At 59.6% G+C, this 15,229-nt stretch carries 16 protein-coding genes; 10 read left to right on the top strand and 6 right to left on the bottom strand.

The annotated features are described in order from the left end of the window. Positions 1–8 precede the first annotated feature (8 nt). A complete protein-coding gene (locus I6L35_RS10555; protein ID WP_216980212.1) occupies positions 9–869 on the bottom strand; it encodes a DeoR family transcriptional regulator in 861 nt (286 codons plus the stop codon). Positions 870–1,143: 274 nt separating this feature from the next. Here I6L35_RS10555 and kbaZ point away from each other — a divergent pair, with 274 nt between their 5' ends. The 10 genes from kbaZ to I6L35_RS10505 all read left to right on the top strand — a co-directional run bounded on the left by kbaZ (position 1,144) and on the right by I6L35_RS10505 (position 11,107). After that, entirely contained in the window at positions 1,144–2,457 is a 1,314-nt protein-coding gene (kbaZ, locus tag I6L35_RS10550; protein ID WP_216980211.1) for a tagatose-bisphosphate aldolase subunit KbaZ, read from the top strand. 12 nt (positions 2,458–2,469) lie between these two features. After that, entirely contained in the window at positions 2,470–3,639 is a 1,170-nt protein-coding gene (locus I6L35_RS10545; protein WP_216980210.1) for an SIS domain-containing protein, read from the top strand. Next, positions 3,639–4,112, top strand: coding sequence for a PTS N-acetylgalactosamine transporter subunit IIB (gene agaV, locus I6L35_RS10540; protein ID WP_005335358.1), 474 nt, complete (start codon positions 3,639–3,641; stop codon positions 4,110–4,112). The genes I6L35_RS10545 and agaV overlap by 1 nt, the downstream gene beginning before the upstream one ends. Before the next feature lie 15 nt (positions 4,113–4,127). Beyond that, complete coding sequence (agaW, locus tag I6L35_RS10535; RefSeq protein ID WP_005354369.1) at positions 4,128–4,901, top strand: PTS N-acetylgalactosamine transporter subunit IIC; 774 nt, start codon at positions 4,128–4,130, stop codon at positions 4,899–4,901. Next, positions 4,891–5,769 carry a PTS N-acetylgalactosamine transporter subunit IID gene (gene agaE, locus I6L35_RS10530; protein ID WP_005354370.1) on the top strand — a complete coding sequence of 293 codons (879 nt, stop codon included), beginning with the start codon at positions 4,891–4,893 and terminating at the stop codon, positions 5,767–5,769. The genes agaW and agaE overlap by 11 nt, the downstream gene beginning before the upstream one ends. 48 nt (positions 5,770–5,817) lie before the next feature. Continuing rightward, positions 5,818–6,258 (top strand): PTS galactosamine/N-acetylgalactosamine transporter subunit IIA, encoded by a 441-nt coding sequence (gene agaF / locus I6L35_RS10525; protein ID WP_204382156.1) that lies wholly within the window; start codon positions 5,818–5,820, stop codon positions 6,256–6,258. Then, a complete protein-coding gene (gene nagA, locus I6L35_RS10520) occupies positions 6,258–7,457 on the top strand; it encodes an N-acetylglucosamine-6-phosphate deacetylase (RefSeq protein WP_216980209.1) in 1,200 nt (399 codons plus the stop codon). The genes agaF and nagA overlap by 1 nt, the downstream gene beginning before the upstream one ends. Further along, the gene (locus I6L35_RS10515; protein WP_041210622.1) at positions 7,448–8,302 is read left to right on the top strand and encodes a tagatose bisphosphate family class II aldolase; all 855 of its coding nucleotides are present in this window, start codon (positions 7,448–7,450) and stop codon (positions 8,300–8,302) included. Before nagA ends, I6L35_RS10515 begins: the two co-directional genes overlap by 10 nt. 104 nt (positions 8,303–8,406) lie before the next feature. Then, positions 8,407–9,876, top strand: a complete 1,470-nt coding sequence (gene malX / locus I6L35_RS10510; protein ID WP_254204559.1) for a maltose/glucose-specific PTS transporter subunit IIBC — start codon at positions 8,407–8,409, stop codon at positions 9,874–9,876. Beyond that, positions 9,863–11,107 carry a MalY/PatB family protein gene (locus I6L35_RS10505; protein WP_216980208.1) on the top strand — a complete coding sequence of 415 codons (1,245 nt, stop codon included), beginning with the start codon at positions 9,863–9,865 and terminating at the stop codon, positions 11,105–11,107. Before malX ends, I6L35_RS10505 begins: the two co-directional genes overlap by 14 nt. 97 nt (positions 11,108–11,204) lie before the next feature. On the opposite strand, the gene pdxJ is transcribed toward I6L35_RS10505, so the two are convergent. The 5 genes from pdxJ to lepB all read right to left on the bottom strand — a co-directional run bounded on the left by pdxJ (position 11,205) and on the right by lepB (position 15,229). Further along, positions 11,205–11,942, bottom strand: a complete 738-nt coding sequence (gene pdxJ / locus I6L35_RS10500; RefSeq protein WP_005335389.1) for a pyridoxine 5'-phosphate synthase — start codon at positions 11,940–11,942, stop codon at positions 11,205–11,207. Between the two features lie 84 nt (positions 11,943–12,026). Beyond that, positions 12,027–12,737 carry a DNA repair protein RecO gene (recO, locus tag I6L35_RS10495; protein ID WP_058056975.1) on the bottom strand — a complete coding sequence of 237 codons (711 nt, stop codon included), beginning with the start codon at positions 12,735–12,737 and terminating at the stop codon, positions 12,027–12,029. After that, on the bottom strand, positions 12,738–13,637 hold the full coding sequence (gene era / locus I6L35_RS10490; protein ID WP_005335393.1) for a GTPase Era: 900 nt from the start codon (positions 13,635–13,637) through the stop codon (positions 12,738–12,740). Next, positions 13,634–14,305 carry a ribonuclease III gene (gene rnc / locus I6L35_RS10485; protein WP_216980207.1) on the bottom strand — a complete coding sequence of 224 codons (672 nt, stop codon included), beginning with the start codon at positions 14,303–14,305 and terminating at the stop codon, positions 13,634–13,636. Before rnc ends, era begins: the two co-directional genes overlap by 4 nt. Then, complete coding sequence (lepB, locus tag I6L35_RS10480) at positions 14,306–15,229, bottom strand: signal peptidase I (protein WP_005335395.1); 924 nt, start codon at positions 15,227–15,229, stop codon at positions 14,306–14,308.

Genomic DNA, 15,229 nt, shown 5'->3' with positions numbered 1-15,229 from the left:
GTTTGTCATCAACCGCTTATAGCTGATTGCACTGGATTATATTGCCGCTGCTTCTCCTGCCCCTTGCTGCCATCGGCTGGTACCAACAGCACTTCGATACCGGCATTGCGCAGGCCGGAAAGGATATCGGCAGGCACGGCATCGTCGGTGATCAGGGTGTGAATACGCAAGGTATCGATGATCTTGTGCAGACTGCGCCGGCCAAACTTGGTGGAGTCGGTGACCACCACAATCCGCTCGGCCACCTGACACATGCAGCGGTTAAGGCGCGCCTCGTCCTCATGATGGGTGCTGACGCCGCGCTCCAGATCGATGCCATCCACCCCGAGAAACAGCATGTCAAAGTGGTAGTTTTGCAGGGACTGCTCCGCTTGCGCACCGTAGAAGGAGAGCGACTTGCGGCGCAGATGTCCGCCCGTCATCAGCAGCTCCACCCCCTCTGCTTCGAGCAGTTCATTCGCCACATTCATACCGTTGGTCATCACCAGGATCTCCTGATGTCCCTTCAGATGACGCGCCACCTCCAGTGTTGTCGTCCCCGAATCGAGGATAAGGCGACAACCGGAGGGCACCAGGGTCGCCGCCAGCGCACCTATCCGCTGTTTCACCGGGGTATTGAGCACACTCTTGTCGGCAATAGTGCGCTCCGGCACCGTCTGGCCAGGCTCGCACAGCAGGGCGCCGCCATAAGCGCGCACGGCCACCCCCTGCTTCTCCAGAAAGGCCAGATCGTTGCGGATGGTCACGGTAGAGACCTGATAGTGACTCGCCAGCTCGTTGACCTGAACGCTGCCATTGCTGCGCAGCTGCTGAATAATCCGCTCCCGCCGCTCGCTGGTTCCGAGCGCACCTTTTTCGCTTGTTTGCATAGTTCTTCTGCCGGAATGCTGTAGTGAAAGATCGCTTTCACTTCGTTACGTTTGCATATTAACGCTCAGCAAAGGTGCCAAATCAAGCCTTCATTACGCTTTACCACTACTCTCCCCATCTTTTTTCATCATTTAAATACTTTCGATGTCTTTCTTTTTGTGATCCCTTTCAAGATCTGACGACTCTTTTGTTTCGTTTTCTTTTGCTCACCACTACCGTAAAGAAAAGAAATCGAAAGAACCTTTCCATACGCAGCAACCAAGGGACATCAAAATGAAATCCATGCTGGCACTAGTCGAAAGACACAAACAGGGAGAACAGACCGGGATCTACGCCGTCTGCTCCGCTCACCCGCTGGTGCTGGAGGCCGCGCTGCGGCTGGCCGCCGAAGGGGATGAGCTGCTGCTGGTCGAGGCCACATCCAATCAGGTGGATCAGTTTGGCGGCTATACCGGCATGACCCCCGCCGACTTTCGCGATCGCCTCTACGAGCTGGCGGCACAGTGTCACTTTCCGGCGCAGCGCCTCATTCTGGGGGGCGACCATCTGGGCCCCAACCGCTGGCAGGGGGAACCGGCCGAGCAGGCCATGGCCCATGCCAGGGATCTCATCGCCAGCTATGTCGCTGCCGGGTTCAAGAAGATCCACCTCGACTGCAGCATGTCCTGTCAGGGCGATCCCGTTCCCCTGACCGATGAGCTGGTCGCAGAGCGAGCCGCACGGCTGGCGCAGATCGCCGAGCAAACCTGTCTGGCCACTTTTGGCGAGAGCGATCTGGTCTATGTGATTGGCACCGAGGTGCCGGTGCCGGGCGGTGCCCATGAAGATCTTGCCGAGTTGGCGGTCACCACGCCGGAGGCGGCACGCCACACCCTCGAGGCCCATCAACAGGCCTTCAACAAGGCGGGGCTGGCCCATATCTGGCCGAGGGTGATCGGTCTGGTGGTGCAACCCGGCGTCGAGTTTGACCATACCCGCGTCATCGATTACCGGCCCGAAAAAGCGGCCCCTCTTAGCCGGATGATCGAAGCCTATCCCCACATGGTGTTCGAGGCCCACTCCACCGATTACCAGACTCCCGAGGCCTACCGCCAGCTGGTACGCGACCACTTTGCCATTCTCAAGGTCGGCCCTGCCCTCACCTTCGCCCTGCGCGAAGCGCTGTTTGCCCTTGCCGCCATCGAGGAGGAGCTGGTGGTGGCCAAGGCCTGTTCAGGTCTGCGCAAGGTGATGGAAGAGACCATGCTGGAGCGCCCCGACTTCTGGCGCAGCCACTATCAGGGCAGTGCCAACGAGTGCCGGCTGGCCCGTGGTTACAGCTATTCGGATCGCATTCGCTACTACTGGCCCGATAGCCGGGTCGATGAGTGCTACGCCAGATTGCTGGCCAATCTGGCGGCGGAGCCCATCCCGCTCCCCCTGCTGAGCCAGCATCTGCCCTTGCAGTATCGCAAGGTACGTCATGGCTCGCTCTCGGCCAATCCCCATGACCTCATTCTCGATCAGGTGCAGGAGGTGCTGCGGCACTACGCCAGCGCCTGCACTGCGGCCTCTCGCCGCCATTCCCAGCTCGACCCCGTTGTATAAGGAGTTGCAGACATGATCCTTGGTTATCCAGAAGAGATGTTGCGCAGTGCCAATGGCCTGGCGACTGCCCGTGAAATTCGCCAGCAACCCGCCACCTGGCGCGAGACCCTCGCCATGGTCGAGGAGTGCCGTCCAGCATTGACCCGTTTTCTGGCCCCCCTGCTCGCCCGGCAAGAGCTGCGCATTATCCTGACCGGGGCTGGCACCTCCGCCTTTGCCGGTCGGGCGCTCGCCCCCTATCTCTCGGCCCACCTGCATGCCCGGGTCGAGGCGATCGCCACCACGGATATCGTCACCGATCCGGCCGAGTATCTGGCCGAAGATTGCCCGACCCTGCTTATCTCCTTTGCTCGCTCCGGCAACAGCCCCGAGAGCGTGGCGGCGGTCGAACTGGCCAGCCAGCTGCTCAGCCACTGCCACCATCTAGTGCTGACCTGCAACGGTGAAGGGGCGCTCTATCGCCGCTGCCAGCAAGATGCCCACTCTCTGGCCCTGCTGATGCCGCCCCAGACCAATGATCGCAGCTTCGCCATGACCAGCAGCCTGACCAGCATGATGCTGAGCTGTCTGGCTCTCTTTCTGCCAGAGCGGTTCAACCGCCAGCACTGCGAGCAGCTGGTCGCTACCAGCGACGCTATTCTGGAGCAGGTTGTGCAGCGCGTACCGGCCTGGAACGAGCCGTTGCCCGAGCGGGTCATCTATCTTGGCAGCGGCAGTCTGCAAGGGGTGGCGCAAGAGGCGGCACTCAAGCTGCTGGAGCTGACAGCCGGCCGTCTGGTCGCCATGTTCGACTCCCCCACCGGCTTTCGCCACGGTCCGAAATCGGTCGTCAACGAACAGACGCTCATCGTGCTGCTCATCTCCAACGACCCTTACACCCGGCAATACGATCTGGATCTGCTGCGCGAGCTGCGAAGCGATGACAAGGCCGCCCGGGTGGTCGCCATCGCCGACCAGCGCCATCCCGCCATCGAGGAGGGGGAGTACATCTATTTGCCCGCCACCCTGCATGGCGACGATGCCCAGCTCGCCTTCTGCTACCTGCTCTATGCCCAGTACTACGCCTTCCATACCTCGCTGGGACTGGGGATCAGCCCGGACAATCCCTGCCCCACCGGTCAGGTCAACCGGGTCGTACAGGGGGTCAATATCTATCCGTTCCACCAAGAAGGAGTGCTGTGATGCCCAATATCGTATTGAGCCGGATCGATGAGCGTCTGATCCACGGTCAGGTCGGCGTCCAGTGGGTCGGCTTTGCCGGTGCCAATCTGGTGCTGGTCGCCAACGACGAGGTGGCAGAGGACCCCATCCAGCAGAACCTGATGGAGATGGTGCTGGCCGAAGGCATTGCGGTGCGGTTCTGGCCGCTCCAGAAGGTGATCGACAACATCCACAAGGCGGCAGATCGCCAGAAGATCCTGCTGGTCTGCAAAAACCCGACCGATTTCAACACCCTGGTTCAGGGAGGTGTCCCCATCTCCCGGATCAACGTCGGCAACATGCATTACGCCGACGGCAAGCGTCAAATCCACAAGACCGTATCCGTGGACGAACAGGACATCACCGCATTTCGCGCCCTGCGGGACGCCCGTGTCGAGTGCTATGTCCAGGGCGTGCCGACCGAACCGGCACAGGACATTTTCAATTTGCTCTGATTAAGGACAATTGTGATGGAAATCAGTTTGTTACAAGGTCTGCTGCTTGGCATCCTGGCGTTTTTCGCCGGACTCGACCTGTTCAACGGTCTGACCCACTTCCACCGTCCCGTGGTGCTGGGGCCGCTGGTTGGCCTCATCCTCGGCGACCTGCCTACCGGTATTCTGGTGGGCGGTACTCTGGAGCTGGTCTGGATGGGGTTGGCCCCGCTGGCGGGGGCGCAACCGCCCAACGTCATTATCGGCACCATAGTCGGCGCCACCTTCGCCATCACCACCGGGGTCAAGCCGGATGTGGCGGTAGGGGTTGCCGTTCCCTTCGCCGTTGCCGTGCAGATGGGGATCACCTTCCTCTTCTCGGTGATGTCGGGGGTGATGTCCCGCTGCGATCGCATGGCCGAAGCGGCTGACGTGCGCGGTATCGAGCGGGTCAACTACCTGGCACTGCTGGCGCTGGGCACTTTCTACTTCCTCTGTGCCTTCCTGCCCACCTACTTCGGGGCCGAACATGCCAAGGCGGCCATCGACGTGCTACCTGCCCGCCTCATCGACGGCCTCGGCGTTGCTGGCGGCATCATGCCCGCCATCGGTTTTGCCGTGCTGCTCAAGATCATGATGAAGAACGTCTATATCCCCTACTTCATCCTCGGTTTCGTCGCTGCCGCCTGGCTCCAGTTGCCGGTGCTGGCCATCGCCGCCGCCGCGCTGGCCATGGCCCTGATCGACTTCATGCGTACCACCACCCCGCAAGCTCGTCCTGTTCAGGAGGAAACCGAAGATGGCATCTAACAACACAGCTGCGCGGATCATCTCCAGCGCCGAACCGCACAATACCCGGCCACAATCCGACGACACCTATGAAGATCAGCAGCTTGGCGCCGAGCTGACCAAGCAGGATATCAACCGCTTTGCCTGGCGCTCCCTGCTGCTGCAGGCCTCCTTCAACTATGAGCGGATGCAGGCCTCCGGCTGGCTCTATGGGTTGCTGCCGGCACTGCAGAAGATCCACACCAATCCGCGGGATCTCTCCCGGGCCATGAAAGGGCACATGGGTTTCTTCAACACCCACCCCTTCCTGGTCACCTTCGTGATGGGGATCGTGCTGGCGATGGAGCGCTCCAAGCAGAACGTCAACAGCATCCAGAGCACCAAGATTGCCGTTGGTGCACCGCTCGGCGGGATCGGCGATGCCATGTTCTGGCTCACCCTGCTCCCCATCTGTGGCGGCATAGGGGCAGATCTGGCGCTGCAGGGCTCCATCATGGGTGCCGTGGTCTTCTTCCTGCTGTTCAACGTGGTCCACTTCGGCCTGCGTTTTGGTCTGGCGCACTACGCCTACCGCATGGGGGTGGCGGCGATTCCGGTCATCAAGGCCAATACCCGCAAGGTGGGGCATGCCGCCTCCATCGTCGGTATGACGGTGATCGGCGCACTGGTCGCCACCTATGTGCGCCTTGGCACCACGCTGGAAATTACTGCCGGTGATGCAGTCGTCAAACTGCAGGCTGATGTGCTCGACAAGCTGATGCCCGCCTTCCTGCCGCTGCTCTACACCCTGGCGATGTACGCCCTGATCCGCAAAGGCTGGAGCCCGCTGCGCCTCATCGTCATCACAGTGGTACTCGGTATCGTCGGCAAGTTCGCCGGTTTCCTCTAATCCGGAGCCGGCAGTAAGCCGGCCCCCTTTGCAGTAAAGGAACAGACTATGTTGGGCATCATCATTTGTGGTCATGGCGGTTTCGCCAGCGGTCTGGAGCGCGCCATGCTGCAGATCCTCGGCGAGCAGGACGCGGTTATCGCCATCGACTTTCCCGAGAGCTCCACCACCGCCCTGCTGCAGGCACAGTGCGAAGCGGCGCTGGCAGAGGTCGACAAGGGGGATGGCGTGGTCTTCCTGACCGACCTGCTCGGCGGCACCCCGTTTCGGGTCGCCTCAACCCTCTCACTGCACCAGCCAGAGCGGGAGGTTATTACCGGTACCAACCTGCAACTGCTGCTGGAGATGGCGCTGGAGCGCGATGGCCTCAGCGCCCGTGAATTCCGCCGGCAGGCCCTTGATTGTGGCCACCGGGGGCTCACCTCGCTGGCGGATGAGATGAGCAAAGAGTGTCAGGCAGATGCCGCTCTCGTCGAGGAGGGCATCTGATGGCCTCACGGATCCGTGCCCGTCGCCTGCTGACCGAACAGGGTTGGCTGGAACATCAGGAGCTGACCCATGAAGGGGGCATCATCACCGCCATCGCTCCCATCACGGATGGCGATCCGGCACGGGATGTCGAGCTGCTGGTGCCTGCGCTGATCGACGGTCATGTCCACGGCGGTGCCGGTGTCGATGTCATGGATAGCGATGGCAATGCCTTGGCTACCTTGTCGATGGCCAAGGCGGCAGAAGGGGTCGGCGCTTTTCTTGCCACCACGGTCACAGCCCCGCTTCCCGAGATAGAGCAAGCCCTTGCCCGCATTGCCGATAGCGTTGCCCGCGGCATGCCGGGCGCCGAGCTGCTCGGCTGCTATCTGGAAGGGCCCTACTTCACGCCGGACAACAAGGGCGCCCACGATCAGGCACTGTTTCGGGAGCTGAATATTGCCGAGCTGACCCACCTGCAACAGCTGGCGCGCGGCACCCTGAAGGTGGTCGCGCTGGCACCGGAAAAGCCCAATGCCATCGCGGCCATTCACCATCTTGTCGCAAACGGTGTGCGGGTGATGCTGGGCCACTCGGCGGCGGATCACGACACCACCATGGCGGCGCTGGCGGCAGGTGCCTCCGGGCTGGTGCACTGCTTCAACGGCATGCGCGGCCTGCACCACCGCGAACCCGGCATGGTCGGTGCGGGGCTGGTGCAGCCCTCAGCCTGGCTTGAGCTGATCGCCGATGGCCATCATCTCCACCCGAGCGTGCTCAAGCTCTGTCACTGCTGCGCCGGCCAGCGCCTGCTCTTGGTCACCGATGCGATGCGCGCCGCCGGTATGCCCGACGGTCACTATCTGCTTGGCAACTATCGGGTCGAGATGAAAAACGGCGTGGTACGCACCGACACCGGCGGTCTGGCGGGCAGCACCCTCACCCTGCTTGGCGCCGTACGCAACATGGTACAGCTGGCGGATGTGCCGCTCGATGAAGCCATCGCAATGTCCTCGCTGGCACCAGCAAAGATGCTCGGCATTGCCGATCGCCTCGGTTCACTGGCAGTTGGCAAACAGGCCAACCTGCTCGCCCTCACCACTGAACTCAATCAACAACATATCTGGGTGGCTGGCCGGGAAATTGATCCCGCCCACTTTGACCCCCTTTTCTCAGGATCTCGCGTCAATCAGGACGCTCAGGAGTCACTATGTATCTGATCTCTTCCCATGAAATGCTCAAAGATGCCCAGCGCCGCGGCTACGCCGTACCGGCTTTCAACATCCACAACCTGGAAACCGTGCAGGTAGTGGCTCGCACCGCCGCTCGCATGCGATCTCCGGTGATTTTGGCTGGCACCCCGGGTACCTATCGCCATGCCGGGGTCGAGTATCTGGTCTCCATCTGTCAGGCCGCCGCCCATGAGTACCGCATCCCGCTGGTGCTGCATCTGGATCACCACGAAGACGAGCAGGACATCCACAACAAGGTCGAAGCGGGCATTCGCTCGGCCATGATCGATGCCTCGCACTTTCCGTTTGAAGAGAACATCGAGAAAGTGCGCAGCGTGGTCACCTTCTGCCACCGCATGGGGGCCAGCGTCGAAGCGGAGCTGGGCCAGCTGGGCGGTCAGGAGGATGACCTTATCGTCGATGCCGCCCATGCCAAATTTACCGACCCGCTCAAGGCGGCCGAGTTTGTCCGTCGCACCGGTATCGACTCGTTGGCGGTGGCCATCGGCACCGCCCACGGCCTCTACAAGGAAGAACCCCGTTTGGACTTTGCCCGCCTCGCCGCCATTCGCGAGCAGGTGGATATTCCGCTGGTACTGCACGGCGCCTCCGGCGTACCGGAAGCCGATGTGCGCCGTTGTATCGAACTCGGAATTTGTAAGGTCAACGTAGCGACCGAGCTGAAGATCGCCTTCGCCGATGCGATGAAAGCCTTCCTTGGCTCTCATCCGGATGCCAGCGACCCGCGCCAGTATCTGGTGCCCGCCATGGCCGCCATGGAGGAAGTCGTCGAGGCGAAAATCCGTATGTGCATGAGCAATAACAAGATTTGATAACAATAAAATGACGGTAACAGGTCTGGGAGATAATAATGATGGCTCGCGCATCCTTGCGAAATAAGGTATGGGAATTTGCCCAGAGTTTGGGAAAAACATTTATGTTTCCCGTCTCTCTGATGGCATTCATGGGATTACTGCTGGGGGTGGGATCATCCATTACCAGCCCCTCCACCATAGATAATTTTCCTTTTCTTGGTGGGGAATATACCCAGCTCGTCTTCAATCTGGTGGCAACCGTAGGCAGCTTCGGCTTTACCTATCTGCCCATCATGTTTGCCATCGGTATTCCGATGGGATTGACCGAAAAGAACAAGGGTGTCGCGGCCTATTCCGGTTTCGTCGGCTATATGGCGATGAATATCGGGATCAATTTCTATCTTGCCAGTACCAATCAACTGGCTTCGCCGGAAAATATCAAACTGGCGGGGCAAGCCATGGTGATGGGGGTTCAGACCCTCTCCATGGGGGTGCTGGGTGGCATAGTGTCGGGGATCGTGACCTACTTCATCCATCGCCGTTTCTATAACCTCAAACTGCACGACGCCTTCTCGTTCTTCAGCGGCCTGCGTTCCGTGCCCATTATCACCGTGCTGATCATGTCACTGATAGGTCTCGCCATGCCGCTCTTCTGGCACTATGTGGCGCTCGGTATTACTGCGGTCGGCAACATGATCATCTCTGCCGGCTCTTTTGGTGCCTTCCTCTACGGCGTGGCCATCAACCTGCTCAAACCGCTCGGTTTGCACCACATCATGCTGGCCATGGTGCGCTTTACCCCGGCAGGCGGTACCGAGCTGGTCAATGGCGAAACCATTTCCGGCGCGCTCAATATCTTCTTCGCCCAGTTGAAAGCGGGTGAACCCATCAGCCCGGCAGCAACCGCCTTCCTGTCGCAAGGGTTTATGCCGACCTTTATATTCGGTCTGCCTGCTGCAGCGTTGGCCATGTATATGGCAGCCACGCCCGGCAATCGAACCAGAATCAAGAGCCTGATTATCTCCGGGGTACTGGTCTCTATCGTGACCGGTATTTCCGAGCCCATCGAATTCCTGTTCCTGTTTGTCGCGCCGGTACTCTATCTGTTCCATGTCTTTATGACCGGCGCCGCGCTCTTTGTGGTGGCCATGTGTGGCGTCACCATCGGCAATACCGATGGCAGTGCACTCGACCTGCTTATTTTCGGCATCATGCAGGGCTGGCAAACCAAGTGGTATCTGATAATTCCCATTGGCCTTATCTGGTCTGCCATCTATTTCACCGTCTTCTACTGGTACATCAAGAAATATGACATCAAGACCCCCGGCAGGGATGAGGTCGATGATATCCAGATTGCGAAACACGACCCGGCCGTGATCCTGAGTGCCCTCGGTGGCAAGGAGAATATCGTCAGCCTGGACAACTGCGTCACCCGGCTGAGACTGGTGGTACACGATATGGGCAAGTTGCAGGAGAAGATCCTGAAACAGGCTGGCGCCCTCTCCGTCGTCAAGATCGACGAGCACAGCGTGCAGGTCATCATTGGCGCTCAGGTTCAAACCGTGAAGGATAATCTCGATGCTCTCCTGTAAAGATCGGGAGGCCCTGCGCCTCCCAACCCCCTCTGCCGACTTGCAACTCTCCCGTTTCGACGAGTTGGCAGATCGCATCAGCGACAAATGCCGCAAGTGGGATATGAAAGTGATCGAGAGCCGCTTTGGCCCCGTTCCCGCCGACAGCATTCCCATGTGGATTGCCGATATGGATTTCAAATCGCCGCCGGCTGTGGCTCGCAAGTTCAGCGAAATCATCAGCTGGGGCACCTTCAGCTACACCCACTGCATCGATGATTTCTACGAGGCGGTCATCAACTTCCAGGCCCGCCACCACAAGGTCGCGGTGGAACGGGAGTGGATCACCCTCTCCTATGGTACCGTCTCCACCCTGCACTACACGGTGCAGGCATTCTGCCAGCCGGGTGACAGCATCATCATGAACACCCCTGTCTATGATCCCTTTGCCAAGGCGGCCGAAAGGCAGGGGGTCAAGGTTGTCGCCAACCCGTTAGCCCTGAACAAAGGACGATACCGGATCGATCTGGCGAAGCTGGAGGAGCAGATCATTAGCCACAAGCCCAAAATCTATTTTCTCTGCTCGCCCCATAACCCGTCGGGCAGGATCTGGAGTCAGGCCGAGCTGGAAGCCGTTGCCGACATCTGCCTGCGCCATCAGGTGTTGATGATGGTCGATGAAGTGCATGCAGAGCACATCATCCATGGCGAGTTCGTCTCCTTTCTGGCACTGGAGGAGCGTTACTGCAACAACATGATGCTGATGAGCTCGCCCAACAAGGCATTCAATCTGGGCGGATTGAAAACCTCCTACAGCATCATTCCAAATCCGCAGATAAGAAACCGCTTCAGAGCGCGCCTTGAGCAGAACTCCATCACCTCTCCCAATGTGTTCGGGCTCTGGGGAATTATCACCGCCTATAACGAGTGCGATGCATGGCTGGCCGAATTGAATCTCTATCTGAGAGAGAACTACGCCCTGCTGGCGCGCTACTTCAGGGAGAATCTGCCCGACTTCCAAGTCATGCCGATGGATGCCTCCTATCTGGTCTGGGTCAATACCAAAGGGAGCGGAATGAGCGCAAGTGAGGTGACCCACAGATGGGCAGTCGAAGCTGGTGTCATCATCGAAGATGGCTCCCACTACGTCAGCGATGGCGAAGAGTATGTGCGGATCAACATAGGCACCTCCCGCCAGCTGCTTGGTGAGGCGCTGCAGCGTCTGGGAAAATGGACACAGCAGCAGGCCTGACGGCTGTCGATATTCCCATCGGCAGAAACAACAAAAGGGACGCCATGGCGTCCCTTTTGTTTCATATGGCCACTGTGCGTTGCCAGTGCCCGAAGCATTAGATCCCCTGACGGGCTTCCTGCATCAGCAGGCGCATATCGCTCACCGCCTTGGCCAGACCGTCGAAGGCGGCGCGGCCGATGATGGCGTGGCCGATATTGAGCTCATAGAGCTCGGGGATGGCGGCAATGGCCTTGACGTTGTGGTAGTGCAGACCGTGGCCGGCATTGACCTTGAGCCCCTTGCCAGCGGCATAGGAGGCGCCGGCGGCGATGCGCTTGAACTCGGCGTTGCGCTCGGCATCTGTGGTGGCATCGGCATAGCGGCCGGTGTGGATCTCGATAAAGGGGGCGCCACTCTCAGCAGCTGCATCGATCTGGATTGGGTCGGCGTCGATAAAGAGGGATACCTGAGCCCCCACCGCGGAGAGGCGGGCAACTGCGTCAGTCACCTTGTCCAGCTGACCGGCCACGTCCAGACCGCCCTCGGTGGTCACTTCGGTGCGCTTCTCCGGCACCAGACAGACGAAGTGGGGCTTGATACGGCAGGCGATGCCGATCATCTCTTCGGTCACCGCCATCTCCAAGTTCATTCTGGTCTGGATAGTCTGGCGCAGGATCTCCACATCGCGATCGGTGATGTGGCGGCGATCTTCACGCAGATGCACGGTAATGCCATCGGCCCCTGCCTGTTCTGCCACAAAAGCGGCCTGTACCGGATCCGGATACTGGGTGCCACGGGCGTTGCGCAGAGTCGCGATATGGTCGATGTTCACACCCAGATAGATTTCACTCATTGAGAACTCCTTGAAAGGCTTCATCTGTTGACTGCGCGGTCAGCGAATCACACCGCGCCAATATCCGTATGTCTGTAATCTGTGTCAGCCTTGCATACTGGCTTTGCGTTTTAAAAACAGCTCCCGGCTCTTTAGCTGACGTTTGCCCAGATAGGGTTGCAGTGCCAGTCGGCTGAAACGTTTGGCCGCCTGCAGCAAGGGAGGGGAATCGAAACGTCCCTCGGCAAAGGCGAGCAGGTGGGCACCGAGAAACAGGGTACGGGGATCCGGCGCCCGCTCGCAAGCAACAAAGCCCAATTCACGCTCGAAGCCATAGAGCAAGGTCGGCTCGATGGGCGACTCGTCGTCCGCCGTGTATTCGAAATCCACCGCATAGCCGAGCGCCTGCAACAGCAGGAACTCGAAGCGACGCAGCGGCAGCTCCGGCGTCTCGCCGTCGGCCAGCGCCATGATGGCACGGGCATAGGCGTCGAATACTTCGGGGAACGGGGTGTGCGCTTCCAGCAGGTAGTAAACCAGCTCGTTGAGATAGAGGCCGTAGAAGAGGCGATCACCGCCGAGTCGCAGGGAGTGATCCGGGCATTCGACCTGGGTGAGATTCTTGAGATCCCCCTTGCCGCGCCAGGCGATGGTGAGCAGGGTAAAGGGCTGCAACAGCCCCTTGAGAGGGGAGCGTGGCCCGCGAGAACCGCGAGCCACCAGGGTAAATCGGCCACTATCCTGGGTGAAGACCTCGACCAGCTGGCTGGTCTCCCGATAGGGCCGACTATGGATGACGAAAGCCGGGGTCAGCAATCAGTCGTCGCCATACCCGAGGCTACGCAGGGCGCGCTCATCATCAGCCCAGCCCGACTTGACCTTGACCCACAGCTCGAGGTGCACCTTGTTCTGGAACAGACGCTCCATATCGAGGCGCGCTTCGGTGCCGATGGTCTTGATCTTCTCGCCCTTGTTGCCGATGACCATCTTCTTCTGGCCATCGCGCTCGACCAGGATCAGGCCGTGGATGTGATAGAGGCCATTCTCTTCCACCTTGAAGCGCTCGATCTCCACCGTCACCGAGTAGGGCAGCTCCTCACCGGTAAAGCGCATCAGCTTCTCGCGGATGATTTCGGAGGCCATAAAGCGGGAGGAGCGGTCGGTCACGTAATCTTCCGGGAAGAAGTGGACGTTTTCCGGCAGCAGATCCTTGGCCCACTCGCGGATCTTCTCCACGTTGGTGCCCTTTTCGGCACTGATGGGCAGAATATGGGCGAAGTTCATCTGTTGGCCCAGCCACTCGAGGTGGGGCAGCAGATCTTCTTTCTCTTTGACGTTGTCAATCTTGTTGACCGCCAGCACCACAGGGCACTTGAGATTGCGCAGCTTGCCCAGCACCATCTCGTCGTCTTTGGTCCAGTGGGTACCGTCGACCATGAACACCACCATGGCCACATCACCCAGCGAACTGGTGGCGGCACGGTTCATCAGGCGGTTGATGGCCCGTTTCTCTTCAATGTGCAGACCCGGGGTATCTACATAGATGGTCTGGTAGTTATCCTCGGTGTCGATCCCCAAAATACGGTGACGGGTGGTCTGGGGCTTCTTCGAGGTAATGCTGACCTTCTGGCCAAGCAGCTTGTTGAGCAGGGTGGACTTGCCCACATTCGGGCGGCCCACGATGGCGACAAAGCCGCAGTAGGTGGTATCTGTCATGACAGTTTTTCCAATGCTTGCTGCGCAGCGGCCTGTTCGGCCTTGCGACGGCTGGTGCCGACCCCGACGAGGGGACCATCCAGACCTTCCACGTCACACTGGACGGTGAACTCCTGGTTGTGTGCCTCGCCCTTGACGTTGGTCACAGTGTAGGTCGGCAGGGATTTGCGGCTTCCCTGCAAAATTTCTTGCAGACGGGTCTTGGGATCTTTCTGCTCGATGCCCGGCTTGATCTCTTCCAGGCGGCTGGCATACCAGCTCAGCAACAGTGTCCGCACCGTCTCAAGATTGGTATCCAGATAGACGGCACCGATCACCGCCTCGACCGTGTCGGCCAGAATGGATTCGCGGCGAAAACCGCCGCTCTTGAGTTCGCCGGGGCCGAGGATCAGGTGCTCCCCGAGATCAAACTCCCGGCCCAGTTCGGCCAGGGTCTTCTCGCGCACCAGGGTGGCGCGCATCCGGCTGAGATCCCCTTCCGCCGCTTGCGGGAAGCGGTGGAACAGATCGTCGGCAATCACCAGACTCAAAATAGAGTCACCCAGAAATTCCAGTCGCTCATTGTGACGGGAACCGGCGCTGCGGTGAGTCAGCGCCCGGGTCAACAGTTCCAGATCCGCAAAAACATGCCCGAGACGGGACTGCAGTCTGTTCATCTTGATATTCATTTACTTGATTCCGCCAATGCGGTTGAAGCGCACACCTGTCGGTACCCAACTTGGCAGCAGGGAGCCTTCTTCGCGCTCGAATTCAAAACTTATCCAGATAGCGACCGCCTTGCCGACCAGATTCTGCTCGGGCACAAAGCCCCAGAAGCGGCTGTCGGTGCTGTTGTCGCGGTTGTCGCCCATCACGAAATACTGGCCTTCCGGTACCACCCACTCGTCGGGGTAGGTGCCGGGCTGGCGATAGTAACGACCAACCATGTCGGGCATCAGCGGATTGCGCAGGGTCTCGTGGGAGACATCACCCAACTGCTCGGTATAGCGGTCAAGGGGGATCCCCATCTGGGTAAATTCGCCTCTTTGTTCAAACTTGACGTCGAGCTTCTTGAAGCCCGGGCACGTTTTCCCTTCCTGCTCCTCGCACTTGGGCCGGATCATCAGCTCCTTGTTGCGATAGATGACCCGATCACCCGGCATGCCGACCACCCGCTTGATGTAGTCAACGCGCGGTTCAAGGGGATACTTGAACACCACCACGTCGCCGCGTTTGGGTTCGCCAGTCTCGAGGAACTTGGTGTTGGTCACCGGATCCCGCAGACCATAGGCAAATTTTTCCACCAGGATGAAGTCGCCCACCAGCAGGGTGGGCATCATGGAACCTGACGGGATCTGGAACGGTTCAAAAATGAACGAACGCAGGATCAGCACAAAGGTGATGACCGGGAAGACCCCGGCGGTCTGCTCAATCCAGACCGGCACGGGGGCGACCTTGGCCAGAGTCTTCTCATCCAGGTGGGCACCGCCATGGGCACGAGCCACGGCAATCTTGGCGGCGCGCTGCTTGGACCAAATCATCTTGTCCAGACACCAGATAACACCGGTGATCGCGCAGACCACCACCAGGATCAGGGAAAACGTGCTTGCCAT

Source organism: Aeromonas sp. FDAARGOS 1405, assembly GCF_019048265.1.
Lineage (GTDB): Bacteria > Pseudomonadota > Gammaproteobacteria > Enterobacterales > Aeromonadaceae > Aeromonas > Aeromonas veronii_A.
Note: the sequence above shows the minus strand (reverse complement) of the source record. Positions and strands in the feature narration are given on the sequence as shown.